The organism is Mycolicibacterium celeriflavum (genome assembly GCF_010731795.1).
Classification (GTDB): Bacteria; Actinomycetota; Actinomycetes; order Mycobacteriales; family Mycobacteriaceae; genus Mycobacterium; species Mycobacterium celeriflavum.
This window is the reverse complement of record NZ_AP022591.1, coordinates 1672126-1696513: the sequence shown is the minus strand read 5'-3', so window position 1 is coordinate 1696513 and position 24388 is coordinate 1672126. Positions and strand designations below refer to the sequence as shown.

Annotated in this window: 23 protein-coding genes and 1 pseudogene; 10 read left to right on the top strand and 14 right to left on the bottom strand. The window is 68.0% G+C overall.

Going from position 1 to position 24388, the window contains the following annotated elements; genetic code table 11:
* Positions 1-4 precede the first annotated feature (4 nt).
* Positions 5-1507, top strand: coding sequence for an Asp-tRNA(Asn)/Glu-tRNA(Gln) amidotransferase subunit GatB (gene gatB, locus G6N18_RS08310; protein WP_083006157.1), 1503 nt, complete (start codon positions 5-7; stop codon positions 1505-1507).
* 60 nt (positions 1508-1567) lie between these two features.
* Here gatB and G6N18_RS08305 read toward each other — a convergent pair whose 3' ends face one another.
* Positions 1568-2176, bottom strand: a complete 609-nt coding sequence (locus G6N18_RS08305; RefSeq protein ID WP_083006159.1) for a TetR/AcrR family transcriptional regulator — start codon at positions 2174-2176, stop codon at positions 1568-1570.
* 61 nt (positions 2177-2237) lie between these two features.
* Between G6N18_RS08305 and G6N18_RS08300 the strand changes: the two are divergent.
* Positions 2238-3013, top strand: a pseudogene (locus G6N18_RS08300) (SDR family NAD(P)-dependent oxidoreductase).
* Positions 3014-3058: 45 nt separating this feature from the next.
* On the opposite strand, the gene G6N18_RS08295 reads toward G6N18_RS08300, so the two are convergent.
* The gene (locus G6N18_RS08295; protein WP_083006198.1) at positions 3059-4180 is read right to left on the bottom strand and encodes a PQQ-dependent sugar dehydrogenase; all 1122 of its coding nucleotides are present in this window, start codon (positions 4178-4180) and stop codon (positions 3059-3061) included.
* Between the two features lie 140 nt (positions 4181-4320).
* Between G6N18_RS08295 and G6N18_RS08290 the strand changes: the two genes are divergently transcribed.
* Entirely contained in the window at positions 4321-5151 is an 831-nt protein-coding gene (locus G6N18_RS08290; protein WP_067216733.1) for a DoxX family protein, read from the top strand.
* On the opposite strand, the gene G6N18_RS08285 is transcribed toward G6N18_RS08290, so the two are convergent.
* Positions 5148-5495: a PH domain-containing protein gene (locus tag G6N18_RS08285; protein ID WP_067216729.1), complete on the bottom strand. Its 348-nt coding sequence runs from the start codon at positions 5493-5495 to the stop codon at positions 5148-5150. The genes G6N18_RS08290 and G6N18_RS08285 overlap by 4 nt on opposite strands.
* Before the next feature lie 339 nt (positions 5496-5834).
* Between G6N18_RS08285 and G6N18_RS08280 the strand changes: the two genes are divergently transcribed.
* The 3 genes from G6N18_RS08280 to ilvC are packed head-to-tail and all read left to right on the top strand — an operon-like array spanning position 5835 to position 9263.
* The gene (locus tag G6N18_RS08280) at positions 5835-7703 is read left to right on the top strand and encodes an acetolactate synthase large subunit (protein ID WP_083006161.1); all 1869 of its coding nucleotides are present in this window, start codon (positions 5835-5837) and stop codon (positions 7701-7703) included.
* Positions 7700-8206 (top strand): acetolactate synthase small subunit, encoded by a 507-nt coding sequence (gene ilvN, locus G6N18_RS08275; protein ID WP_059164175.1) that lies wholly within the window; start codon positions 7700-7702, stop codon positions 8204-8206. The genes G6N18_RS08280 and ilvN overlap by 4 nt, the downstream gene beginning before the upstream one ends.
* Before the next feature lie 55 nt (positions 8207-8261).
* Positions 8262-9263 (top strand): ketol-acid reductoisomerase, encoded by a 1002-nt coding sequence (gene ilvC / locus G6N18_RS08270; RefSeq protein WP_083006163.1) that lies wholly within the window; start codon positions 8262-8264, stop codon positions 9261-9263.
* A gap of 51 nt (positions 9264-9314) precedes the next feature.
* On the opposite strand, the gene G6N18_RS08265 is transcribed toward ilvC, so the two are convergent.
* Complete coding sequence (locus tag G6N18_RS08265) at positions 9315-9749, bottom strand: hypothetical protein (protein ID WP_083006165.1); 435 nt, start codon at positions 9747-9749, stop codon at positions 9315-9317.
* Between the two features lie 124 nt (positions 9750-9873).
* Between G6N18_RS08265 and G6N18_RS08260 the strand changes: the two genes are divergently transcribed.
* Together G6N18_RS08260 and idi are read left to right on the top strand one after the other, a co-directional pair.
* On the top strand, positions 9874-10710 hold the full coding sequence (locus tag G6N18_RS08260; protein ID WP_083006167.1) for a MerR family transcriptional regulator: 837 nt from the start codon (positions 9874-9876) through the stop codon (positions 10708-10710).
* A 53-nt stretch (positions 10711-10763) separates the two neighbouring features.
* The gene (idi, locus tag G6N18_RS08255) at positions 10764-11336 is read left to right on the top strand and encodes an isopentenyl-diphosphate Delta-isomerase (RefSeq protein ID WP_083006169.1); all 573 of its coding nucleotides are present in this window, start codon (positions 10764-10766) and stop codon (positions 11334-11336) included.
* 7 nt (positions 11337-11343) lie between these two features.
* On the opposite strand, the gene G6N18_RS08250 is transcribed toward idi, so the two are convergent.
* The 9 genes from G6N18_RS08250 to G6N18_RS08210 form a co-directional block, all read right to left on the bottom strand.
* Positions 11344-12351, bottom strand: coding sequence for a Rieske (2Fe-2S) protein (locus G6N18_RS08250; RefSeq protein WP_083006171.1), 1008 nt, complete (start codon positions 12349-12351; stop codon positions 11344-11346).
* Positions 12348-13865 carry an FAD-dependent oxidoreductase gene (locus tag G6N18_RS08245; protein WP_083006173.1) on the bottom strand — a complete coding sequence of 506 codons (1518 nt, stop codon included), beginning with the start codon at positions 13863-13865 and terminating at the stop codon, positions 12348-12350. The genes G6N18_RS08250 and G6N18_RS08245 overlap by 4 nt, the downstream gene beginning before the upstream one ends.
* A complete protein-coding gene (locus G6N18_RS08240; RefSeq protein ID WP_234806245.1) occupies positions 13862-14593 on the bottom strand; it encodes a class I SAM-dependent methyltransferase in 732 nt (243 codons plus the stop codon). Before G6N18_RS08240 ends, G6N18_RS08245 begins: the two co-directional genes overlap by 4 nt.
* On the bottom strand, positions 14590-14919 hold the full coding sequence (locus tag G6N18_RS08235) for a lycopene cyclase domain-containing protein (protein WP_083006177.1): 330 nt from the start codon (positions 14917-14919) through the stop codon (positions 14590-14592). The genes G6N18_RS08240 and G6N18_RS08235 overlap by 4 nt, the downstream gene beginning before the upstream one ends.
* Positions 14916-15260: a lycopene cyclase domain-containing protein gene (locus tag G6N18_RS08230; RefSeq protein WP_083006179.1), complete on the bottom strand. Its 345-nt coding sequence runs from the start codon at positions 15258-15260 to the stop codon at positions 14916-14918. Before G6N18_RS08230 ends, G6N18_RS08235 begins: the two co-directional genes overlap by 4 nt.
* A gap of 2 nt (positions 15261-15262) precedes the next feature.
* A complete protein-coding gene (locus G6N18_RS08225) occupies positions 15263-16210 on the bottom strand; it encodes a phytoene/squalene synthase family protein (RefSeq protein WP_083006181.1) in 948 nt (315 codons plus the stop codon).
* A complete protein-coding gene (gene crtI, locus G6N18_RS08220; protein WP_083006183.1) occupies positions 16207-17724 on the bottom strand; it encodes a phytoene desaturase family protein in 1518 nt (505 codons plus the stop codon). The genes G6N18_RS08225 and crtI overlap by 4 nt, the downstream gene beginning before the upstream one ends.
* Positions 17724-18842, bottom strand: a complete 1119-nt coding sequence (locus tag G6N18_RS08215; protein WP_083006185.1) for a polyprenyl synthetase family protein — start codon at positions 18840-18842, stop codon at positions 17724-17726. Before G6N18_RS08215 ends, crtI begins: the two co-directional genes overlap by 1 nt.
* A 148-nt stretch (positions 18843-18990) precedes the next feature.
* Positions 18991-20421 (bottom strand): phytoene desaturase family protein, encoded by a 1431-nt coding sequence (locus G6N18_RS08210; protein ID WP_179962383.1) that lies wholly within the window; start codon positions 20419-20421, stop codon positions 18991-18993.
* Positions 20422-20475: 54 nt separating this feature from the next.
* Between G6N18_RS08210 and serA the strand changes: the two genes are divergently transcribed.
* Together serA and G6N18_RS08200 are read left to right on the top strand one after the other, a co-directional pair.
* On the top strand, positions 20476-22062 hold the full coding sequence (serA, locus tag G6N18_RS08205) for a phosphoglycerate dehydrogenase (RefSeq protein WP_083006188.1): 1587 nt from the start codon (positions 20476-20478) through the stop codon (positions 22060-22062).
* Positions 22059-23069 carry a 3-isopropylmalate dehydrogenase gene (locus G6N18_RS08200; RefSeq protein ID WP_083006189.1) on the top strand — a complete coding sequence of 337 codons (1011 nt, stop codon included), beginning with the start codon at positions 22059-22061 and terminating at the stop codon, positions 23067-23069. The genes serA and G6N18_RS08200 overlap by 4 nt, the downstream gene beginning before the upstream one ends.
* Before the next feature lie 44 nt (positions 23070-23113).
* On the opposite strand, the gene G6N18_RS08195 is transcribed toward G6N18_RS08200, so the two are convergent.
* Positions 23114-24319 carry an MFS transporter gene (locus G6N18_RS08195; protein WP_083006191.1) on the bottom strand — a complete coding sequence of 402 codons (1206 nt, stop codon included), beginning with the start codon at positions 24317-24319 and terminating at the stop codon, positions 23114-23116.
* Between the last annotated feature and the right edge of the window lie 69 nt (positions 24320-24388).

Sequence of the window (24388 nt, the reverse complement as noted above, 5' to 3'; positions counted from 1 at the left end):
TCACATGACTGTCGCCACCGCCGAACTCGTCGACTACGACGACGTCGTCGCGCGTTATGAGCCGGTGCTCGGCCTCGAAGTGCACGTCGAGTTGTCCACCGCCACCAAGATGTTCTGCGGCTGCGCCAACAAATTCGGCGCAGAACCGAACACGCAGGTGTGCCCCGTCTGCCTGGGGCTGCCGGGGTCGCTGCCGGTGCTCAACGAGCAGGCCGTCGAGTCGGCGATCCGGATCGGGCTCGCGCTGAACTGCGAGATCGTGCCGTGGTGCCGGTTCGCGCGGAAGAACTACTTCTATCCGGACATGCCGAAGAACTACCAGATCTCGCAGTACGACGAGCCGATCGCGATCAATGGTTATCTCGACGTGCCGCTCGACGACGGGTCCACCTGGCGGGTCGAGATCGAGCGGGCCCACATGGAAGAGGACACCGGCAAACTGACGCATCTCGGCAGCGACACGGGCCGCATCGAGGGTGCGACGACCTCGCTGATCGACTACAACCGGTCCGGTGTGCCGCTGATCGAGATCGTCACCAAGCCGATCGAAGGGACCGGTGAGCGCGCTCCCGAGATCGCCCGCGCGTATGTGACCGCGCTGCGGGACCTGTTGCGCGGCTTGGGTGTATCCGACGTACGGATGGACCAGGGTTCGATGCGCTGCGACTCCAACGTCTCGCTCAAGCCGACCGGGCAGAAGCAGTTCGGGACCCGCACCGAGACCAAGAACGTCAACTCGCTCAAGAGCGTCGAGGTCGCCGTCCGTTACGAGATGCGCCGCCAGGCAGCGGTTCTCGATTCAGGTGGTCACGTCACGCAGGAAACCAGACACTTCCACGAGGACGGCTACACCTCGCCGGGCCGGAGCAAGGAATCCGCCGAGGACTACCGCTATTTCCCCGAACCCGATCTCGAGCCGGTGGCGCCTGACGCCGAGTGGGTCGAGCGTCTGCGTCGCACGATCCCCGAACTCCCGTGGTTGCTGCGCAGGCGGATTCAGGACGACTGGGGTGTTTCCGACGAGGTGATGCGCGACCTCGTCAACATCGGAGCGCTGGATCTGATCGCCGCGACCGTCGCACAGGGGGCGTCCAGCGAGGCGGCCCGGGCATGGTGGGGAAACTTCCTGGTGCAGAAGGCCAACGAGTCAGGCGTCGAACTGGACGCGCTGCCCATCACGCCTGCGCAGGTGGCCGCGGTGGTCAAGCTCGTCGACGACGGCAAGTTGTCGAACAAGCTGGCCCGCCAGGTCGTCGAGGGTGTGCTCGCCGGCGAAGGTGAACCCGAACAGGTGATGAAGGACCGCGGACTGGAGGTCGTGCGTGACGACTCGGCGCTGCAGTCCGCCGTCGACGAGGCGTTGGCGGCCAACCCCGGCATCGTCGAGAAGATCCGCGGCGGCAAGGTGCAGGCCGCAGGCGCGATCGTCGGCGCCGTCATGAAGGCGACCAAGGGACAGGCCGACGCGGCCCGGGTGCGCGAACTGGTACTGGCTGCTTGCTCCTAGCCGCGAGACTGCGCTGAGGGCTGTTCGCCCGGCACCACAGCCCTGATTGCAATTTCGCGCCTACTGCGCGCGAACGAGACTGTCCCACGCCGCGATCGCGGCTTCGGCGATCGCCGACAGCTTGGTTCGGTCTGCACCGTCACGGGCCTGGATCGCCATCCCATGGTTCACGGTGTTGTAGAACGCGGCGATCGTCGCGGCATCGGCACCGGCGGGTACGTCACCGTCAGCGATGCCGCGCTCGACCCGCGCGCGGAAGGCGTCCTCGGTGGCGATCCGCCACTGCGCAAGGTGTTCATGCACTGAGCGGGTGCGGTCGGTGCATGTGGTGGCGGCGAGCACGATCATGCAGCCGCGGGGTTTGTCGGGATCGCAGAACACGTGGGCGTGGTGCCTCAGTACCGCCGCGATGGCCTCGCGCGCTGTTGGCCGATCGCGCAAATCGGCGGCCGCCGTGGCACCCAAAGTCTGGTCGTAGTGTGCGACGGCTTCGCGGAACAGTTCCTCCTTGGAGCCGAACGCCCCGTACAGGCTCGGCGAGTTGATTCCCATCGACGTGGTCAGCTCGGTCATCGACGCACCGTCATAGCCGTGTTGCCAGAACACCTCCATGGCCCGCTCCAGCGCCTGCGTCCGGTCGAAGGTGCGGGGTCTGCCACGCGACGCCATGCGCACCCCCTCATTCTATATCGAACGACAAAGAAATCATTGACAAGTATAACCAGGCTCGATGATTATGTATCGAACGACACAAAAAAGGGAGGTCGAAATGTCGGATCTGTCGGGAAAGACCGCGCTGGTTACCGGCGGCAGCAGGGGCATCGGGGCTGCCATCGCCGCTCGGCTCGCCGAACTCGGCGCGGATGTCGCCATCACCTACGCCCGGTCCAAGGAGCGTGCCGACGAAGTGATCGACGGGATTACCGCGCAGGGTCGCCGCGCCCTGGCCATCCAGGCCGACAGCGCCTCAGTCGACGTCGTGGCCGCCGTCGAACAGACGAACGCCGAGTTGGGCCGGCTCGACATCCTGGTCAACAACGCGGGCGTCTTCCCTACGGCCCGATCGACGACGTCTCGGTCGACGAGATCGACCGCACGCTCGCCATCCACGCCCGCGCGGTTTACCGGGCCAGCCAGGCTGCGGTGCGGCACATGCCCGAGGGTGGCCGCATCATCAGCATCGGCAGCAATCTGGCCGAACGTGTGCCCTTTCCAGGCGTCACGCTGTACTCGATGAGCAAGGCCGCTCTCATCGGGTTCACCAAGGGCCTGGCGCGCGACGTCGGCGCTCGGAACATCACCGTCAACCTCGTGCAACCCGGCTCCACCGATACCGACATGAACCCCGCCGACGCTGCCGGAGCCGACGAACAACGGACGATGAGCGCGCTCGGCCGGTACGCCGCGGCCCGTGATGTCGCGGATTCTGTCGCCTTCTTGGCGGGCCCTGGCGCGTCCAACATCACCGGCGCGGTGCTCACCGTCGACGGTGGAACCAATGCCTGACGCCGCGATGGCATCGATAGCTGAAACCGGTTGTCACACAACAGATCAGGTGTTGTCGGCGTTCTGCCGCGGGAACCCGCCACCCTGCGGGAACAACGGGAACACGACGTCGTCGAGTCGCTGCGCGTCGCCTGCCGTCTTGTTGACCGTCGCGCCCCAGACGTTGCCGTCGGGCGACATCGCCAACGCCCACGCGTGGCCGTGCTGATCCTGCCGCACGACCTCGGGGTCGCCGGTGACCGCTCCGGTATCGGGAGCCAGCCGCACCGCGACCGTCTGCTTGGTGTTGACGAGATTGACCAGCACCGTGCCGTCGAGCGCCGCGCAGCCCGCCACGCCCGGACGGTCGGGCCAGGTCCACACCGTCGACGTCCGCGAGTCCTTGGTGATGCGCTGCAACCGGTCACCGGACGGCGCGCGGTCGGTGACGTAGAGCGACTCGTCCGACTGGTCGATGCACATGCCGCCGGCGGCGCCCAAGCCCGACAGCGCCGTCGTCGTCGGCGCTTGATCGACCGTGGTGGGCTGTTCGATGCGCAACACCTTGCCGGCCAGCGATCCGGGATTCGCGGCGTCGGCGGGGTTGCCCGCGTCGCCGGTCTGCACCAGTAGCGTCGTGGGGCTGGTGAAGATCAATGCGCCCGTGTTCCCGGTGGCGCCCTTCGGAATGCCGGTCAGGATCGGCTTGGGAATGTCGCCGTCGGCGATGCGGATGACGCGGTTGTCCGTCGGCGTGCTGACGTAGGCGTACATCAGCCGGTCCTGTTGATACGTGGGGGACAGCACGATGTCCATCAGCCCGCCGTCGCCCGAGCCGTCGACCGGCAGTGTCGTCTTGACCTTCGGTTCAGCCCGGACCGAAACCTCCTTGACCACACCGGTCCTGCGCTCGGCGACCAGAGCCGACTGGCTGTCGGGCAGCATGATCAGTCCGCTCGTACTCTCCAGGCAGCCCTGCATGACGCCGGGCGCCGGGCACTCCTTCGGGAACGGCGTCGGAGGCAGCGGAGGTGGGGGTGGCGGCGTCGACGTCGGACCCGGCGCGAGCTTCGGCTCTGTGGTGAACGGTTGCGACTGCGCGTCATCGAAGCGCGCACACCCCGACCCGACGAGCGACGCCGCGCACAGCACGACGAGCACGCCCATCATCGACCGGCGCAGTTTCATGCGAGCCAGGTTACGGATCATTCGGCGGGACGCGCCACGCACGCCCGGCTGGCATCGCTGCGGTCAGCTCGTGAATTAAGGTCCGAGAAAGCACCGCGCCAATACCCGACTAGCGGGTGACTAGCATTTACGCTGGCAGTGTGACCAGTCATTCCAATGACCCACTCGCCTGGCAGCGGCCCGACGACGCGGCTGGGCGGCCCGTGTCGGCGAGCCTGGTCGACCCCGAAGACGATCTCCCGTCCACCAACTACGCGGGCGATTTCGAAACCACCGCGATCCCGCACTACGACGCCAATGGTTCCGCTTCGGGTACGCCGGGGTTCGGGTTACTCAACGAACCCGAGCCGCTGCCGTACGTGCAGCCCGGCGGCCGGCATTCGATGACCGGCTTCGCGGCCGAACCGGCTGAAATCGAACCGGAGTCGGTGGGTCGTGCGACGGACCGTCGCGGCACCCTCGACCTCGGCATTCTCCTGTTGCGCCTTGCGATCGGCGCGCTGTTCATCGGCCACGGCCTGCAGAAGGCCTTCGGCCTGTGGGGCGGGCCCGGACTCAACGGGTGGGAAGCGGAACTGTCCGACATGGGCTTCCGGTACGCCGACATCCTGACCTACGTGGCCACCGGCGGTCAGATCGCCGCCGGGGTGCTGCTGATCCTGGGTCTCTTCACGCCGGTGGCGGCGGCCGGCGCGCTGGCATACCTGGTGACCGGCGTGCTGGCCGATGCAATGGAAGCCCACGAAGCGGCGCGGTTGTCGGATTTCCTCACCGACGGGCACGAATACAAGGTGTTCCTGGCGTGCGCGGTGGCCGCTCTGGTGCTGACCGGGCCGGGCCGGTACGGGTTCGACGCGGGCCGCGGGTGGGCGCGCCGGCCGTTCATCGGGTCGTTCGGTGCACTGGTGCTCGGCGCGGGCGCGGGTATCGCGATCTGGGTGCTGTTCAACGGCGGCAATCCCTTCGCCTAACCCTGCGAATACGGGTTCGGCACGCGGCCGCCGCTGGCCTCGGTCAACAGTGGCAGCGTCGCGAACGTCACCGCCGGGAGACGCAGGTCTCGACCGTCCTTGAGATGGGCGTAGGCCGAAGACCCCTTACCGAACCGCAGACCGTCGACGTCGTCCCATCTCACCGTCTCGCTGCCCAGTAAGGATCGCGCGGTGACCGTGTCGCGGTCGGCAACGGTGCGATAGCGCACGACATAGATCGACAGTCCGATCGGAACGATCAACAGGACGGCCACCCAGGTCAGCCCCGCCAGGACCAGCGAAAGCAGGCCCAGCGCCAGAAATCCCACCGCGAAATGCGCCATCGGCGAGATTCGGATGACGACGGGGGCGGGTTCGGCGTCTGGACTCACCTGGCCATCTTCGCACCGCTGCGCCCCGGGCCCGGAAATCGACCGCCGCGGCGCCGCAATTTGACCTGTGACCAGTGCGGAGGCTACCGTCGACGGTTATGCACGCCGTGGGGTTGCTCGTAGTAATTGGGAAGCGCGTTGATGCCGCGCTTGCCCTTACTCGGGCATAACCACCGGCACTGACGCGCGACCCTCGTACAGCAGTCCAGCTGACGGGGGTTTTTTCTTGCCCGACCACTGATTTGAGACCCTAGATACGGATCCGGAACAGGATTTAGGAGAACGAACACCGTGAGCGCACCAACCACCCGACCGCTGGAGCAAGCGGCGGCCACCGTGCCCGATGACGGACATGCCGCGAAACCGGCGGCGAAGCCGGCGCCCACGCCAGCCAAACGGCTTGCACCGCAACAGATGACCGGCGCCGAGGCGGTGATCCGATCGCTCGAGGAACTCGACGTCGACACGATCTTCGGGATCCCCGGCGGCGCGGTGCTCCCGGTGTACGACCCGCTGTTCGACTCGCAGAAACTGCGCCATGTGCTGGTCCGCCATGAGCAGGGCGCGGGACACGCCGCCAGCGGATACGCGCACGCGACCGGCAAGGTCGGCGTGATGATGGCCACCTCCGGTCCCGGCGCCACGAACCTCGTCACGCCGCTGGCCGATGCGCACATGGACTCGATCCCCGTGGTGGCGATCACCGGCCAGGTCGGTCGCGGCCTGATCGGCACCGACGCGTTCCAGGAGGCCGATATCTCCGGCATCACGATGCCGATCACCAAGCACAACTTCCTGGTGCGCAGCGGCGACGAGATCCCGCAGGCGATCGCCGAGGCGTTCCATATCGCGTCGTCGGGCCGCCCCGGTCCGGTGCTCGTCGACATCCCCAAGGACGTCCTGCAGGCCCAGTGCACGTTCAGCTGGCCGCCGCGCATCGACCTGCCCGGCTACAAGCCCAACACCAAACCGCACAGTCGTCAGATCCGCGAGGCCGCCAAGCTGATCGTGGCGGCCCGCAAGCCGGTGCTCTACGTCGGCGGCGGCGTGATCCGCGGCGAGGCCAGCGCCGAGCTGCTGGAGCTGGCCGAGCTGACCGGCATACCCGTCGTCACCACGCTGATGGCGCGCGGCGCGTTCCCCGACAGCCATCCGCAGAACATGGGCATGCCGGGCATGCACGGCACGGTGGCCGCGGTGGCCGCGCTGCAGCGCAGCGACCTGTTGATCGCGCTGGGCACCCGCTTCGACGACCGGGTGACCGGGCGGCTGGATTCCTTTGCGCCCGAGGCCAAGGTGATCCACGCCGACATCGACCCGGCCGAGATCGGCAAGAACCGCCACGCCGACGTCCCGATCGTCGGTGACGTCAAGGCGGTGATCGTCGACCTGATCGCGGCCCTGCGCCGGGACAGCACCGTCAGCGCGATCCACATCGAGAACTGGCTGGAGTACCTGCGCGGCGTGCAGTCGACCTACCCGTTGAGTTACGGGCCGCAGAGCGACGGCAGCCTGTCGCCGGAGTACGTGATCGAGACGCTCGGCAAGATGGCCGGGCCGGAGGCGGTGTACGTCGCGGGCGTCGGCCAGCACCAGATGTGGGCCGCGCAGTTCATCTCCTACGAGAACCCGAAGACGTGGCTCAATTCCGGCGGCCTGGGCACCATGGGCTTCGCCGTGCCCGCGGCGATGGGGGCCAAGTTCGGCCGCCCGGAGGCCGAGGTGTGGGCCATCGACGGCGACGGTTGTTTCCAGATGACCAACCAGGAGTTGGCCACCTGCGCCGTCGAGGGTGCGCCCATCAAGGTGGCGCTCATCAACAACGGCAACCTCGGCATGGTGCGGCAGTGGCAGACGCTGTTCTACGAAGAGCGGTACAGCCAAACGGATCTGGCCACGCACAGCCGTCGCATCCCGGACTTCGTCAAGCTGGCCGAGGCGCTGGGCTGCGTCGGGTTGCGTTGTGAGCGAGCCGAAGACGTCGAGGATGTGATCAGGCAGGCGCGTGAGATCAACGACCGCCCGGTGGTGATCGACTTCATCGTCGGCGCGGACGCCCAGGTGTGGCCCATGGTCGCGGCGGGCACCAGCAACGATGAGATCCAGGCCGCCCGCGGTATCCGTCCGCTGTTCGATGATCCGGAAGAAGGCCACGCATGAGCACCACCACGCACACGTTGTCGGTGCTCGTCGAGGACAAACCCGGCGTGCTGGCCAGGGTCGCGTCGCTGTTCTCACGGCGCGGCTTCAACATCCAGTCCCTGGCGGTCGGAGCGACCGAGCAGAAGAACATGTCGCGGATGACGATCGTCGTCAGCGTGGAGGAAGCACCTCTGGAGCAGATCACCAAGCAGCTCAACAAGCTGGTGAACGTGATCAAAATCGTTGAGCAGGAAGAAGAGAACTCGGTCTCCCGTGAGCTTGCACTGATCAAGGTGCGCACCGACGCATCGACCCGCGGTCAGGTCATCGAGGCGGTGAACCTGTTCCGGGCCAAGGTCGTCGACGTGTCGACGGAATCGTTGACGATCGAGGCGACCGGCACGCCCGAGAAGCTCGAGGCGCTGCTACGGGTGTTGGAGCCCTACGGAATCCGCGAGATCGTGCAGTCCGGAGTGGTGTCGCTGTCCCGCGGACCCCGCGGTATCGGCACCACCAAGTAAGCCCCCACATCAGGTGAGAGATAAGGAAAAATCAGTGTCTTCAACAAGCCCAGAGATGTTCTATGACGACGACGCGGACCTGTCGATCATCCAGGGCCGCAAGGTCGGCGTCATCGGCTACGGGAGCCAGGGCCATGCGCACTCGCTGAGCCTGCGCGACTCCGGCGTGCAGGTGAAGGTCGGCCTCAAAGAGGGATCGAAGTCGCGCGAGAAGGTCAGCGAGCAGGGCCTTGAGGTCGACACCCCCGCCGAGGTGGCCAAGTGGGCCGACGTGATCATGCTGCTGGCGCCCGACACCGCACAGGCTGAGATCTTCTCCCGCGACATCGAGCCCAACCTCGAGGACGGCAATGCGCTGTTCTTCGGCCACGGCCTCAATATCCACTTCGACCTGATCAAGCCGCCGGCGAACGTCACCATCGGCATGGTCGCCCCGAAGGGCCCCGGCCATCTGGTGCGTCGCCAGTTCGTCGACGGGAAGGGCGTGCCATGCCTGATCGCGATCGACCAGGACCCCAAGGGCGAGGGCCAGGCGCTGGCGCTGTCGTACGCCAAGGGCATCGGCGGCACCCGCGCCGGCGTCATCAAGACCACGTTCAAGGACGAGACCGAGACCGACCTGTTCGGTGAGCAGGCCGTGTTGTGCGGCGGCACAGAGGAACTCGTCAAGACGGGCTTCGACGTGATGGTCGAGGCCGGGTACGCGCCCGAGCTGGCGTATTTCGAGGTGCTGCACGAGCTCAAGCTCATCGTCGACCTGATGTACGAGGGCGGTATCGCGCGGATGAACTACTCGGTGTCCGACACCGCCGAGTTCGGCGGCTACCTGTCAGGGCCGCGAGTCATCGACGCGGACACCAAGGACCGGATGCGCGACATCCTCAAAGAGATTCAGGACGGCACCTTCGTCAAGAAGCTGGTCGCCAACGTCGAGGGCGGCAACAAGGAACTCGAAGGGCTGCGCAAGCGCAACGCCGAGCATCCGATCGAGGTCACCGGCAAGAAGCTGCGCGACCTGATGAGCTGGGTCGATCGGCCGATCACCGAGACGGCTTAGCGGCGGTTTGTGGAGCCGCAGCGGCGGTGAGCGCCGCCAAAACTCCACAAATCACTCGTGGGGGCGGCGTTCGTGACCCGGCTTGCCGTGGGTCCGGCGCCGCTCCTTCATCTCGGACTCGTATACGTGTCTGCGGCCCTGCTGTAGCTCGTCGCGCACCCGGCGTTCGTGGTCGCGGAACACCGACCAGTAGCAGTCGTCGAACTCCTCGACGATCTGGAACGTCCAGCGGCCGTGGAGGATATTGCGACCGACGAGTTCGTCCTGGAGCCGGTCGGCGACCGCGGCGTGACCGGCGTCGCGCAATTTGTCGCAGGCCTCGCCGAGCAGAAGGTCCGCCCGCCCCATCAACTGATGGAACGAATACAGTCCGCCGCGCGCGCGTTCCACCCACTCCAGCGCCTCGGACACGGCGCCGACGGCTTCGACCGTCGCGTCGTCGAGTCCCTCGGGACGGCTGTTGTGGTCCTGCTTCTGATCGGTCATGAGCTACAGTTACCCGCTTCGCGGCTCCGCAATATCCAGTAGACGAATCGCTGCATCGGTTGTGCGTTGATGGCTTCGCCGCCGGGTTTACTGTGACGAGGTCGACACCGCAGCGCAAAGCCCGATGGACGACGCTGACAAGCCCAGGTACACGGTCCGCGTCGTAGCCGAACGTGTCGGTGTCCCAACGGCGACGCTGCGCAGTTGGAGTCAGCGCTACGGCGTCGGCCCATCGCGCCACCGCCCCGGCCGGCACCGGCTCTACAGCGAGAACGACGTCGTCGTCGTGCGGCAGATGCACGAGCTGATCGGCCAGGGCACCAGCGCGCGCAGCGCGGCGCGACTGGCGATGGACTCCGTCATGCTCCCGCGTGGCGACGTCGACTCGTTGTTGTCGGCCGCGTTCGAACTCGACCTCGTTGCGCTGGGCCGGCTGCTGGAGTCGCATCTGCGGCACTTCGGCGTGCTCGATACGTGGGACCTGATCGTGCGGCCGGCGTTCGCGGCCATCGTTGCCAGGCAGGATGCGAGCGGCGGGTGTATCGATGTCGAGCACGCGCTGTCTTGGGCGGTGTCGCGGGCGCTGCAGCGGGCGCCGCTCGCGCCGCTCGATCCGTCGACGTCCGTGGTCTTGGCGTGCACTTCGCGGGAGACGCACGCCCTGCCGCTCGAGGCACTGCGCGCCGCGCTCGGGGAGCGTGGGCACGGCGCGCTGACACTGGGCGCGGACGTTCCGCTGCCGGCGCTGACCGACGCGATCGCCCGAGTGCGACCGCCTGTCACGGTGATGTTGTGGTCGCAGACCGCCGAGACCGCCGACCGGGAAATGGTTCGGGCGGCAGCCGCTGGTGCCGAGGTACTGCTCGGCGGCCCGGGGTGGGAGGCCCTGCCCGAGGTGAAGCCGGGCGTGCGCGTGCACAGCCTGCGCGAGGCCGTGCAGTGCTGCGTACCGGGCTCGTGACGCCTGCGCATCGACTTCGCGTCGGTTGGCCCCGTTCTGGGTATGTATCTGAGGTGTCATCATCGACCACCGCCACGACGGATGAGTCCGTTGTGCTGCTCGACGAGGACGGGCGCCACATCGGCACCGCGTCCAAGACGACCGTCCACCACGCCGCGACACCCCTGCACTTGGGGTTTTCCTGTTACCTGTTCGACGCGGACGGTCACGTGCTGCTGACCCGTCGCGCTCTGGGAAAGACGACATGGCCGGGGGTGTGGTCGAACTCGTTCTGTGGACATCCGGCACCGGGGGAGCAGGTCGACAACGCGGTGCGCCGCCGTGCCGCACAGGAACTGGGTGTGTCGATCGAGTCGCTGGTATGCGTGCTGCCCGACTTCCGGTATCGCGCCGTGGCCGCGGACGGCACCGTCGAGAACGAGATCTGCCCGGTGTTCTTCGCCCGCTGCGACGACCGGCTTCAACCCGATCCGGACGAGGTCATGGAATGGATGTGGGTCTCCTGGAAGCAGCTTCGCTCGGCCGTCGGACTGCCGTGGTCGATCAGCCCGTGGGCCATGGATCAGATACCGCTACTCGACGAGCGCTACTTGCACGGATCGTGGCCCCAGTTCATCAGCGAGTAGCGAAGACTCAGGACCGGTTGCGGAGACGATAGAGCCGCTCGGCGTAGGCGAGGTCGTCGCGCCACAGCCGCGTGGCCGCCCGTCGCATGACCGGGGTGATCAACGGTGCACCGCGCAGCGCATGGACGAAACCGGGACGGTCGGAGTGCGCGATGACCGCTTCGATCACCGCGGTGCGAGGTGATCCGTCGCCATCGGTCCCGAGTGGGGTCGCGTGCGTTTCCACCACGCTGCCTGCACCTTCGCCGTCGATGATGCGCATCACGATCGTGCGCGGCTCCGGAGTGCTGAACTCCGCGATCACGGGGACACCCAGACGACCGATCCGAAATGTGACGGCGACCAGGAAGCGGTCCGCCTCCTCCGCCAGCTCGTCGTCGGCGGCCGGCGAGGAAAGCACCTCGAGCCGCGTGAAGGAGTACGGGTGGAACCACGCGCCGTGCCAGGGGTCGAGCCGGTTGGCGATCACGTCGCCGGGTTCGCAGGTGCCGACCAACCGCGTCACAGCGGACAGCTGCGGCCCACGCGGCCGCTTCGGCAATATCGGTGCCGCCGTGGGTGTTTCACCGCCGAGGGCGTCGAGCCGGACCCAGGCGAGCACCCCGTCGTCATGCGCCGGATAGGGTCGCCAACTCCATGTCCGGGCGCCGCCGAAGCGCAAGCCGTGCCACGGGCAGATCAACGTTCCGCAATCGTTCGTTCCCGTCGAAAGGTCCGCGCCGAGGTGTGGGCAGGCCGCGGGCCCGACCGCGAGCGCGCCGTCCCGGGTGCGCCAGGCGACCAGTTCGATCCCACCGACCGTGGCGCCGACCGGACGCTTGTCGATGGTGTCGCTGGCGGCGAACGCATACCAGTTTCCGCTGGGCCTGCGCTGGGAGCGTCGCAGCGCGGAATGGATGACCGCCGGTTCGGCGTCGCGGTAGGTGGGCCGCTGTCCGGACCACGGAGCGCGTGGAAGCACCTCGAAGGGTGTGGTTTTCGCCAACCGGGCTTTCAGCTCCGCGAGCATGCTCATGTGAGCTGCCTTTCGGCCAGCCGTCGCAGCGGTGCGAAGCGGCCCTGGGTCGGCACGGTGTGCAGATCGTGTCCGGTGAGACCGAAGCGCTCGAGGAGCAGATTGGCCGCCGACCATCCGGTGGTGGCGGCCCGCTCCATCAGTGCGACCGGCAGGTCGACGCGGATACCGTCGCCGGCCAACACCAAACCGGCCTGCGGTGTCGCGACCGTCGGGCGGCGCGCGAAGTCGCCAGGGGCGAAGCGCGGGCAATCCTGGCGGCACAGCACCCGCTCACCGAGGATGTTGGCGCCGGCGGTCTCGGGATACAGTTCGCGCATCCGCACCGGCATCCGCTCACGCACGTCGGACGGCCCGTCGGTGACCGCGTACGAATGCAACTCCACCACGGAGCCGCCGGTGCGACGCGACCAGGCCAGGGCCTCACGCTCGTATCTCTGGAGCACGCTGACATTGTCCAGCGGCGGTCGCCCGCCCGTCCCGAGAAACGCGGCGCGGTCCGCATTCACCGGCCGGTCCAGCCACAGTCGCTGTACGACGAACGGTGCCGCGGTGCGCATCGCTGCGATCCGGGATCGCCAATCCGCGTCGCCGAGGGAAGGCGAGGCGTCGACGATGCGCTGCAGACCCGCCACGTCGGTCGCGAGCACGACTCCGTCCGCCTCGATGCGGTCGCCGCCGTCCGAGCGCACGACGAAGCGGGCACCGCTGCGCACCTCGGTCGCCGACACTCCGGTGTGCATGCGCACTCCCAGCGAATCCAGATATGACCGCAGTGGATTCCACAGCGCCGCATCGAAGTTGGCGTTCGCGACGTCGAAGACCAGGCCTTCGCTGGAGCCGAGGAAGTAGATGTGGAACATCGTCGCCAACTCCGCGGCGGAGAGGTCGGCCGGCTTGGAGAAGAAGCTTCTCGAGAACACCTCGAAGGCCAGGTGGCGTGCGGGCTCGGGAAAGTTGATGTCGCGCAGGAAAGTGTCGGCATCGAGGTGGTCCAGCTCGTGATAGATCCCGGGCACCGCGACCGCGGCCAACGGTGCTGCGGCGCGGGCATTGAGCCGCGCCAGGTCGCGCAACCGGAAGGTGGGGCTGCGCAGCGCGAAGGCCAGCGCGTTCAACGGTGGGGTGCGCGGCAGACCGCGGAAGGTGTCGCGCCTGCCGTGCGCGTCGACCAGCGGGTAGTCCAGCACGGGACTGAGCATCCGCAGGGCAGGACCGATGCGCCGCAACAGGTTCCGCAGGTTGTAGTACTGCCGGAAGAATGCGTGGAAGCCGCGGTTCATGGCGACCGGAGTGCCGTCTTCGAGCGACTCGGTCCAGCCTCCGACGCGGCCACCGAGGTAGGGCTCGCGTTCGAGGACATCGACGCGCACCCCACGTTCGGCGAGACCGGTGGCCGCGGCCAGGCCGGCGATGCCCGCGCCGATGACCACCACATGCGGTCTGTCCGGCAGCGCGGCCGCGACCGGGGCGCCGGTCGGCGCGGCGTGTGTCACTCGGCGCGGATCGGTCATCTCGGTGCCTCGGCGAGGAAGGTGTGCACGATGTTGCGCTGCCAGCCGGGCATCGTCTCGCTGCGTACCGCCGTGAACCCGTTACGGCGCAGTCGTTCACGGAACTGGGCGGCGCCGTCGAAGCGGTTCACGCTGCGCCGCAGATACCGGTACAGCGACGCATCACCGCTGCGGAGCCGACCGCTCGGGATGATGATCGCGGCGCAGACGGCGTTCCACACCGCGGTGGCCAGCCGGGAGTCGCGCACCGAGTACTCGTGCACCGCCAGCGTCGCGCCGGGCCGCAGCAGTGAACGGAACTCGCGCAGCTGCGCGTCGGGGTCGGGCAGGTTGCGCACCAGGTAGGCGGCGAACACGCCGTCGAAGGGCCCGTCGACGCCGGCGTCGCCGAGATCCTCGATGCGGCTGTGTACGAACCGAACTGTCGCCGGCCACTGCTTGGCGCGCGCCTCGGCAAGCATGCCCTGCGAGCCGTCCACGCCCACGATCTGTGCGTGCGGCGCCACGGACAGCAGTGCGGCGGTGGATGCGCCGGTGCCACACCCGGCGTCGAGTAGCCGCAGCCCGCGGCCGGAGTCGGGGATCTGCATCCGCTGCGCGGAGATCCGCAGGTGCGCGTGGTATCCCGGATTCGAGTCGACCAGCGTGTCGTACGCCGGTGCGCCGTCGTCGAATGCGGCCGGGACATCGGAGGGGTCTTCGGAGTGACGGCCCGCACTGACCTTCACGACACGTCCCTTCTCTGTGCGCGTAGCCGCTGCCGCTCCCACAGCAGCAGCACCGCGGTGACCATCGCCCATCCGAACAGGAAGTCTTCGACGGGGATGTCGAACGGGAAGCGGATTCCGCTGGTGTGTTTCTCGTCGTAGATGACGATGGGTGCGCTCAGCTTGGTGAGCCAGCCGTCGACCGGGATCTGGAAGCCGGTCACGATGACCATCGAGATCCAGTACGCCGGCCTGCGGAACAGTCCGGTGTGCAGAACGACCAATTCCATTGCGCAGACGGCGATCACGGCCAGCACGGCGGGTACCGTGTATCCCAGTCCGGTCACTTCGCGTGCTCCGCTCGGTTCCGAATCCGTTGCAGCCAGCCCAGTATGGTGTCGACGGCGTTGTAGGTCAGCAGGCCGCATAGCGGGATCACCACGAAGAACAGGAGTTCCTCGACGGGCATCACGCCCGGCACGGCGATACCGGTGACGTACTGCGGGTTGTACGTCCACACGTCGGCGGCGATCGCGATCGCATCCCAGAGGACGAACACCGCCGCGACGGGGAGCACTGCGGCGGCGGCCCGTGGCGCCTGCCGGTAAACCCCGGCGCCGAGCAGCTCCAGCGGCGCCGTGATCGCGAGGCAGGCAGCCAGCACGAGGAGGTACTGCCAATTGTCCATCGTCACACCCTGTGGTCCCGATGCCGTGCGGCCCACGCCTTGACCAGTCCGGTCCCGCCGACCCGGATACGGCGGCCGACGCCGACGGAGGCGCGCTGGCTGAACACGGCGAAGTCGATCTCCTCGATGCGATCGAGAATTTCGGAGTACAGCGTCAGGGCCGCCGTCACACACGGCCGGGAACGAGGGCGCAGCTGGGCGATACCGCGCCGCGCGTAGTCGTAGACGCGCCGGTTGATGGCATGTTGTTCGACCAGCGCGCGTCGCACCTTGGCGTCGGTGCGCCGGTTCTCGCGGCACCACGTCAGCACGTCCCGGTCCACCCCGTGCGCGGCCAGTTCGTCGGCGGGCAGGTAGACCCTGCCGCGCTCGAGGTCCTCGTCGATGTCCCGCAGGAAGTTGGTGAGCTGGAAGGCCTTTCCGAGCGCAGCGGCATACGGCGCGGCTTCCTCGGGCGGTCCGACGGTGCCGAGCACGGGCAGCAGTTGTAGCCCGATGACCTCCGCCGAGCCGTACATGTAGCGGTCGAGCGCGGCCCGGTCGGGATAGTCGGTGACCGTCAGGTCCATGCGCATCGAGCCGAGGAAGTCGTCGAACAACTCCCACGGGATGTCGTACCGGCGCGCGCAGTGCACGACCGCGGCGAGCGTCGGGTCGTCGTCGTCGCAGCTGCCCTGCGCGAGGCAGTTGAAAAGCTCGGTGGCCAGCCGCTGCAACTGCTCTGCGCGTTCACTCATGCTGACTACGGGGTCGAAGTCGTCGAGGATGTCGTCGGCGCGGCGGGCGAAACCGTACAGAGCGTGCACGGCGGGACGCTGTTCGGGGGCAAGCAACCGGGTGGCCAGGAAGAACGTGCGGCCGTGCTCGGCGTTGATTGTGCGGCAACGTCGATAGGCCTCGCGCAGGGCCGGGTCATGTACGCCCGCGGCGTCGAGTTCGGAACCGATCATGCTTGCACCACCTGGCTGCGGGCCCGCCGTATCGGTAGGCCGGTGATTCGGTCGGCGGCCAACCGCCCGGACAGCAGCGCGGTCGGCACGCCGACACCGGGGACGGTCGACGACCCGGCGAGCACCACATTCGCGATGCCGCGCACGGTGTTGGCGGGACGGAAGGGGCCGGTCTGGCTGAACGTGTGCGCGAGGGCGAACGGGGTGCCGGCGGCCATGCCTTGACGCGCCCAATCCGCCGGATCCACGATGTGCAACACCTCGGCGTCCGCTCCCAGCCGGGGTAGCCGGGTGGTGACGACGTCCATCATCTGGTCCACATAGCGGTCCCGCGTCGACGCCCAGTCGACGTGTCCTACTTGGAGATTGGGTGCCGGCGCGAGGATGTAGAGCAGCTCGCGGCCGACGGGTGCCAGCGAGGGGTCGCTCGCGCTGGGCCGGGTGACCAACAACGACGGATCATTCATCACACGTCCGTCATCGATGATGTCGGTGAACGTCCGCTCCCACTCGTCACCGAAAACGATGGTGTGGTGACCGATTTCGGCGACATCCGGTCCGACCGCGCGGCAACCGACATGGGCGACGACCGCCGACGGCGCGGGTCGAAGCGCAAGCACGCGACGCGGTGTCCTTTCGAGCAGCCGATAGGTGTCGGGCAGCTCGGTGGTGAGCACCACCGCGTCGGCGGGTATTCGCTGACCGCCGTCGGTGTACACGGCCACCACGCGGTCGCCCCTGCGTTCCAGCGCCGACACCGCGGAGCCGTAACGGAATTCGACGCCCGCGTCGGATGCGGCCGCGGCCAGCGCATCGGGAAGCGCGCGCACCCCGCCGCGCGGGAAGTAGACGCCCGCGATGGTGTCCATGTAGGCGATCACCGCGTACACCGCCAGCGCCCGATGGGGCGGCACGCCCGCATACAGCGCCTGGAAGGTGAACACGCGCTGAAGTCGCGCGTCGCGCAGATAGCGGCGCACCATCGTGTCCCACCGGCGGAAGCCGCCGATGACGGCCAGTCGGGCCAGTTGCGGAGTGAGCAGCGATAGCGGTGAGTCGAAGTTCGCGGCGATGAACCCGTCGAACTCGACCTGGTACAGCTTCGACAACCAGTTGCGCAGGCGCACATAGCCGTCGGCTTCGGCACGGCCGGCGAAGCGTTCGATCTCGGCGGCCATCGCGTCGGGATCGCTGCGCACCTGCAGCGTGCTGCCGTCGGCGAACGACGCGCGGTATGCCGGATCGACGTCGACCAGGTCGAGTCGGTCCGAAACGGTCTCACCGACCGCGGCGAACGCGTCGTCGATGATGTCGGGCATCGTCAGCACTGTCGGGCCGGTGTCCAGGCGGTAGCCGCCGATGTCCATCCGGCCGACCCGTCCGCCAGGGTGCTGTCCGCGTTCCACGACGGTCACGGTGCGGCCACGGCCGGCGAGTTGCAGTGCGGCCGAGAGTCCGGCGAGCCCGGCGCCGACCACCACAACGTGGTCAGTGCTGCCCCCGACGGTGCGCATCACGCAGCCCGTTCGGTGCAGGCCGCGGCCATGTCGGCCAGCGCGGTGCGGATCACCGGATCCAGCGCTCTGGTGTCAATCACATCGAGCGCGCGGGTGAGGCGCGAATCAATGAGCTGCTCAATCCATTCCACGGCACCGGTGGCGACGATCAGCTTCCGCCACCGCCGGATGTCCGTGTCCCGGAGGTCGGAGGTGCTCATCAGCTGCGTCAGCTCGCGGCGAAGGGTCGCGTCGGCAAGGTGGTAGGCCGCCACCACGACACTCGTCGCCTTGTGCTCGAAGAGATCGCTGCCTGCGGGCTTACCGGTGATATCGGGCGAGCCGAAGATACCCAGGACGTCGTCGCGCAACTGGAACGCCTCGCCAACCGCTTCGCCGTACTCCCCGAGCAGCCGCAGCAGAGACGGCTCGCATCCGGCCATGGCGGCCCCGATCTCGAGCGGCCTGCGCACGGTGTAGTTGCCTGATTTGCGCCGTAGCACGTCGAGAACCCGCTCCCACTCGGGGAATTCGGCGGCGTCGTTGACCAGGTCGGCGAACTGGCCGACGGCGAGTTCGGTGCGCATCGCGTCGTAGCGTGGCCAGGCGCGGGCCAGCGCGATGTCGTCGACTCCGCTCTCGCGCATCATCTGCTGGGCCCAAACCAGACACAGGTCACCGAGCAGGACCGCGGCCGCCTCTCCGAAGCGCTCCGGTGAACCCGACAGCGCTCGCTCGCGGTGCCACTGCGCGAACCGGACGTGCGCCGCGGGGCGTCCACGCCGCAGCGTGGAGCCGTCCATCACGTCGTCCTGCAGCAGCGCGAACGCGTGGAGCAACTCGAAACTGGCCGCAGCCCGCAACGCGCCCGGATCGTCGACGGCGCCGCACCGCCAGCCCAGATACATATAGGTCGAGCGCACACACTTGCCGCCGGCGACGAAGGCCTCCAGTATGTCGGCCGCGACATCGACTCCGGCGGCGCTGAGGTCATCGACGCAGCGGGTACGGACGAAATCGGCGAGGGTCCGCAACACCTCATGCCTCAAGGCGCCGCTCCATGTCGGAAAGGATGCGGCCAGCAGGCTCGGATGCGGAGCGGTAGCGGCCGCCGTCGCCAGCAGCGGGGCGCGCATGTGTCCGTTGATACCGCTCAAGCAGTGCCCCTTCACTCGATGCGACGACAAGTACCCGCTTTGGGGCAACTCAATCGGGGGTACCCCTGAGTGGCCGCATCTACGCATCGACTTTGCATCGATGGTTGGGGAGTGATGCGCCCAGGCCTCAGGGGGACACTGCGGGCATCGTCTTGATGCCGAACTCGCGGCGCAGCACGGTTCGGGCGGCGAAATATCCCGCCATGCCGTGCACGCCCCCGCCGGGAGGGGTGGCCGAAGAACACAGGTACACCCCGGGAATGGGTGTGCTCCACGGATTGAGCCGTGGGGTCGGTCCGCCCAGCGCGTGCATCAGCGTGTTGCCGCCGACGCCGATGTCCCCGCCGACGAGGTTGGCATTGTGCTCTCCCAGCCGCGCGGCGGGCACGGACCGGACCGCAACCACGATGTCGCGGAAGCCGGGCGCGAAGCGCTCGAAGATTCTGGTGACCGGCTCGGCCTGGTCGACGGTCGAACCGGACGGCACATGCGCGTAGGTCCACATCGGCCGCCGGCCCTTGGCGTCGATTCGACCGGGATCCAGCAGGTGTGGCAGGGCGGCGAGCACCATCGGCCACTCGGGGTGTCGGCCGGCGACGATCTCGCGTTCGGCGTGGGCCATCTGTTCCCGGGTGCCACCCATGTGCAGGGTCGGTGCACGGCGTAGTCGCTCGTCGGTGAACGGCACGTCGTCGGACAGCACGAAGTCGACTTTGGCCACCCCGGGGCCGAATCGGTATCGCTGTAACGCTTTTGCGTACCGGCGAGGCAGCTTGTCGCCGTAGATGGCGGCCAGCGCGGTGGGCGCGGTGTCGAAAAGCGTGACACCGGTAGGCGGTTCGGTGACCTCACGGTCGGCGATGAGTACGCCGCCGTGTGCGCGTAGGTCTTCGATCAGCGCGTCGGCGATGGCCTGGCTGCCGCCGACGGGGATCGGCCAGCCGACAGTGTGCGCGAGCGTGCCGAGCATCAGCCCGCCGCCCGCCGACACCAGCGACGGCATCGGTGAGATCACATGCGCGGCAACACCACTGAACAACGCACGCGCATCCGCGCCAGACAACGCACCCCACGCCGGCGTGCCCTGCTCGAGGAGCCGGCGGGCCACCTGTACGGCGGCAACCGGATTCGTGGGGATCGAGCGCTTGTCGCCGAGCAGCAGGTCGAGCACCGCGGCGTCGCGTTCGACCATCGGCCCGAACAGCCTGCGCCACGACTGGCCGTGTTCGAGTTCCGCGGCGGTCCGGTCGAGGTCGTGATAACCGACCGCAGAACGCGAGCCCGGAAGCGGATTGGCGTAGGACACTTCGGGCACGTTCAGGGTCACGCCTCGGGCGGGCAGATCGAACTCGGAAAGGAACGGCGATGCCAGCGCCAGCGGATGCACCGCCGAACAGATGTCGTGCGAGATCTCCGGGAACTCGGGATCGGGCAGCGTGCGCGCGCCGCCACCGAAGGTGGGTTGCGCCTCCAGCACCTGCACCGACAGGCCGGACCGAGCGCAGATGACGGCGGCGGCCAAGCCGTTGGGTCCACTTCCGACGACGGTGACGTCCACGCTCGCGTTTCTCCCACCCGCCACCCGAACATTCAAGCCCATTAGGCTGACCGCGTGAGCCTGCCCGTTGTACTGATCGCCGACAAATTGGCTGAGTCGACGGTCGCCGCCCTCGGCGACCAGGTAGAAGTCCGCTGGGTCGACGGCCCGGACCGGCCGAAGTTGCTGGCCGCGGTGCCCGAAGCCGACGCGCTGCTGGTGCGCTCGGCGACGACGGTGGACGCCGAGGTGCTCGCCGCGGCGCCCAAACTCAAGATCGTCGCCCGCGCCGGCGTCGGCCTCGACAACGTCGACGTGGACGCCGCCACCGCCCGCGGGGTGCTGGTGGTCAACGCGCCGACGTCCAACATCCACAGCGCGGCCGAACACGCGCTGGCGCTCATGCTGGCCGCGGCGCGCGAGATCCCCGCCGCCGATGCGTCGCTACGCGCCCGCACCTGGAAGCGCTCGTCGTTCTCGGGGACCGAGATCTTCGGCAAGACGGTCGGCGTGGTGGGCCTGGGCCGCATCGGCCAGCTGGTGGCCCAGCGCCTGGCCGCGTTCGGTACCCACGTCGTGGCCTACGACCCCTACGTCTCGGCGGCCCGCGCGGCGCAACTCGGTATCGAGCTGCTGACCCTCGACGAATTGTTGACCCGAGCCGACTTCATCTCGGTGCACCTGCCCAAGACGCCGGAGACGGCGGGGCTGATCGGCAAGGGCGCGCTGGCGAAGACCAAACCCGGCGTGATCATCGTCAACGCGGCCCGCGGTGGGCTGATCGACGAGGATGCGCTGGCCGAGGCGGTCAGTTCGGGGCATGTCCGGGCGGCGGGCATCGATGTGTTCGCCAAGGAGCCGAACACCGAAAGCCCACTGTTCGAGTTGCCTCAGGTCGTCGTGACCCCCCACCTGGGCGCATCGACCGCGGAGGCGCAGGACCGCGCGGGTACCGACGTCGCGGCCAGCGTGAAGCTGGCACTGGCCGGGGAATTCGTACCCGACGCAGTCAATGTCGGCGGCGGAGTCGTCGGTGAAGAGGTCGCGCCGTGGCTGGATCTGGTCCGCAAGCTCGGCTTGCTGGTCGGCGTGCTGTGCGACGAGCTGCCGGTGTCGCTGTCGGTTCAGGTGCGCGGCGAGCTCGCGGGCGAAGACGTTGAGGTGCTGAGGCTTTCGGCGCTACGCGGGTTGTTCTCGGCCGTCATCGAGGATCCGGTGACATTCGTGAACGCGCCGGCGCTCGCCGCCGAACGCGGAGTGCAGGCCGACATCACCACTGCGACCGAGAGCCCCAACCACCGCAGCATGGTCGACGTGCGAGCGGTCTACGCCGACGGATCGGTCGCCAACGTGGCGGGCACGCTGACGGGCCCGCAACTGGTCGAGAAGATCGTCCAGATCAACGAGCGCAACTTCGATCTGCGCGCCGAAGGCGTTTACCTGATCATCAGTTACTTCGACCGGCCGGGCACGCTGGGCAAGATCGGAACCATCCTCGGTGGTGCCGGCATCAACATCCACGCCGCCCAACTGAGCGAGGACGCCGAGGGGCCGGGTGCGACGATCCTGCTGCGCATCGACCGCGACGTGCCCGACGATGTGCGGTCCGCGATCGCCGAACAGGTCGGCGCCAACCTGCTGGAAGTGGTTGACCTGTCATGAAACTGGCGATCATCGCCGGCGACGGCATCGGCCCGGAGGTCGTCGGCGAGGCCGTCAAGGTGCTCGACGCGGTGGTGCCCGGGGTGGACAAGACGCGCTACGACCTGGGGGCGCGGCGCTATCACGAGACCGGCGAGGTGCTGCCGGACTCGGTGCTCGACGAACTGCGCGAGCACGACGCGATCCTGCTCGGCGCGATCGGTGATCCGTCGGTGCCCAGCGGCGTGCTCGAACGCGGTCTGCTCCTGCGCATCCGGTTCGCCCTCGACCACCACATCAACCTGCGGCCGGGTCGGCTCTATCCCGGCGTGACCACTCCGTTGGCCGGCGACCCCGACATCGACTTCATCGTCGTGCGAGAAGGCACCGAGGGTCCGTACACCGGTACGGGCGGGGCGATCCGCGTCGGGACCCCGCACGAGATCGCCACCGAGGTGAGCGTCAACACGGCGTTCGGCGTGCGCCGGGTCGTGACGGACGCGTTCGGTCGGGCGCAGCAGCGCCGCAAGCATCTGACCCTGGTGCACAAGAACAACGTGCTGACGTTCGCGGGGGCGCTGTGGTCGCGCATCGTTGAAGAGGTCGGCGCCGACTACCCGGATGTCGAGGTGGCCTACCAGCACGTCGACGCCGCGACCATCCATCTGGTGACCGACCCGGGCCGGTTCGACGTCATCGTCACCGACAACCTGTTCGGCGACATCGTCACCGATCTCGCTGCCGCGGTGTGCGGGGGTATCGGCCTGGCGGCCAGCGGCAATATCGATGCGACGCGGACCAATCCGTCGATGTTCGAACCGGTGCACGGCAGCGCCCCCGACATCGCGGGGCAGGGGGTCGCCGATCCGACCGCTGCGGTGATGTCGGTCGCACTGCTGTTGTCCCACGTGGGCGAGATCGACGCGGCCGCCCGCGTCGACAAGGCCGTCGAACAACATCTGGCCACCCGCGGCGGCGCCACGCTGAGCACCACCCAGATCGGTGATCGGATCGCGGCCAACCTCTGATCGTTTTCGCCAGACTTACACCAGGGCCGTGCCGTCGCCCGAAATCACGGCCATGGTGTAGTTCTCGCGAGGGCGGATTCGTCGGTGGGCACGACGGGGATCGCGATAAGCGGTAGCAATGCGCTCACCGCGAACGCCGCGGGATACCCCGCCACGCCTATCAAGGCCCCGAACAGCGGGGCAGCGGCCGCCGATGCCAGGTGCTGACTGGTGTTCTGGGCGCCCAACGCCCGTCCGCTCCAGAACGGGCCGGCGATCTCGGCGATGGCGGTGAACGCCAACCCGTTGTCGGACACGGTGATCACCGAAGCGACGACCATCAGGGCCACACTCACCGGTGAGCTGAGCCAGTCCGACAGCGCCAGCAGGCCCATGGAGAGGGCGGCGCACGCAGCGATCCACCGGATCGGCCGCAATCGCCGACCCAGTCGGTCGGACCAGTGCCCCGCGGCGATCCGGCCACCGGCACCGAGTATTTGAGCCACCGTGACGAGGACGCCCGCCGAGGCCGCCGACCAACCGCGGTCGGTCATCAGCCACACCAACGTGAACGTCCACAGGACCGCCTGTGGCACGACGAGCAGCACCGACACGGCATGGATGCGCCACAGCACGGTCGATCCGCGATAGGGGTTGGCCAAATGATCGGCGGGCGCTTCGGAGCGCGGCGGCCGGGGTGGGTCGATCACCGCGACCGCGCAGACCGCCGCCGACACGGCACATACGATCGCCGGGAACAGCAATGCCGCTGACACACCGTGGCTTTCGGCCAACCGCGGAATCACCAGCGCGCCGAACCCGACGCCGAGCGGCGTCGCGGTCTGGCGGATGCCCATCACGAGCCCACGCTGATCCGGCGGAAACCAGCCGACCACCAACCGGCCGCTGGCCGAATTGCTGCTGGCGGCGGCCATTCCGCCGAGAAGCAGGAAGGCGCCGATAGCGAACAGTGAATCCACCGAGGCCGCCGCGAACGCCGCGGCGGCGATCAGGCCCGAGCCGACCGTCAGCACGAAGCGTTCCCCGACGCGGTCGACCACATAGCCCCACGCGATCAACGTGATCACCAGCCCGAGGCTGGGCATCGACGACAACAGCCCGGCCGCGGCGAGGTCGAGTCCGCGTTCGGTGTGCAGCGTCGGAATGAGAAACGCCGCGCCGTTGATGAACACGTTGGCGCTCGTCGTCGCCGCGAGCGCGGTCCCCAGCAGTGACCAGCGCCGCGCGCTGCTGATCGACTCGACGGGCATCGGTCCATGGTGGCACAGGGAATCTCACGATGCTGAATCCGCTTCTCATGAAGTGAGACACCAACGCTG

Excerpts from the sequence above, each read along its gene's own strand:
- G6N18_RS08305 (WP_083006159.1), bottom strand. The coding sequence starts at position 2,176 with ATGGCGTCGCGTGGCAGACCCCGCACCTTCGACCGGACGCAGGCGCTG.
- crtI (WP_083006183.1), bottom strand. The coding sequence starts at position 17,724 with ATGCGCACCGTCGGGGGCAGCACTGACCACGTTGTGGTGGTCGGCGCC.
- G6N18_RS08250 (WP_083006171.1), bottom strand. The coding sequence starts at position 12,351 with ATGAGCATGCTCGCGGAGCTGAAAGCCCGGTTGGCGAAAACCACACCC.
- gatB (WP_083006157.1), top strand. The coding sequence starts at position 5 with ATGACTGTCGCCACCGCCGAACTCGTCGACTACGACGACGTCGTCGCG.
- G6N18_RS08285 (WP_067216729.1), bottom strand. The coding sequence starts at position 5,495 with ATGGCGCATTTCGCGGTGGGATTTCTGGCGCTGGGCCTGCTTTCGCTG.
- G6N18_RS08265 (WP_083006165.1), bottom strand. The coding sequence starts at position 9,749 with ATGACCGATCAGAAGCAGGACCACAACAGCCGTCCCGAGGGACTCGAC.
- G6N18_RS08215 (WP_083006185.1), bottom strand. The coding sequence starts at position 18,842 with ATGCGCGCCCCGCTGCTGGCGACGGCGGCCGCTACCGCTCCGCATCCG.
- G6N18_RS08225 (WP_083006181.1), bottom strand. The coding sequence starts at position 16,210 with ATGATCGGTTCCGAACTCGACGCCGCGGGCGTACATGACCCGGCCCTG.
- G6N18_RS08295 (WP_083006198.1), bottom strand. The coding sequence starts at position 4,180 with ATGAAACTGCGCCGGTCGATGATGGGCGTGCTCGTCGTGCTGTGCGCG.
- G6N18_RS08230 (WP_083006179.1), bottom strand. The coding sequence starts at position 15,260 with ATGGACAATTGGCAGTACCTCCTCGTGCTGGCTGCCTGCCTCGCGATC.
- G6N18_RS08195 (WP_083006191.1), bottom strand. The coding sequence starts at position 24,319 with ATGCCCGTCGAGTCGATCAGCAGCGCGCGGCGCTGGTCACTGCTGGGG.
- G6N18_RS08260 (WP_083006167.1), top strand. The coding sequence starts at position 9,874 with ATGGACGACGCTGACAAGCCCAGGTACACGGTCCGCGTCGTAGCCGAA.
- ilvN (WP_059164175.1), top strand. The coding sequence starts at position 7,700 with ATGAGCACCACCACGCACACGTTGTCGGTGCTCGTCGAGGACAAACCC.
- G6N18_RS08200 (WP_083006189.1), top strand. The coding sequence starts at position 22,059 with ATGAAACTGGCGATCATCGCCGGCGACGGCATCGGCCCGGAGGTCGTC.
- G6N18_RS08245 (WP_083006173.1), bottom strand. The coding sequence starts at position 13,865 with ATGACCGATCCGCGCCGAGTGACACACGCCGCGCCGACCGGCGCCCCG.
- ilvC (WP_083006163.1), top strand. The coding sequence starts at position 8,262 with ATGTTCTATGACGACGACGCGGACCTGTCGATCATCCAGGGCCGCAAG.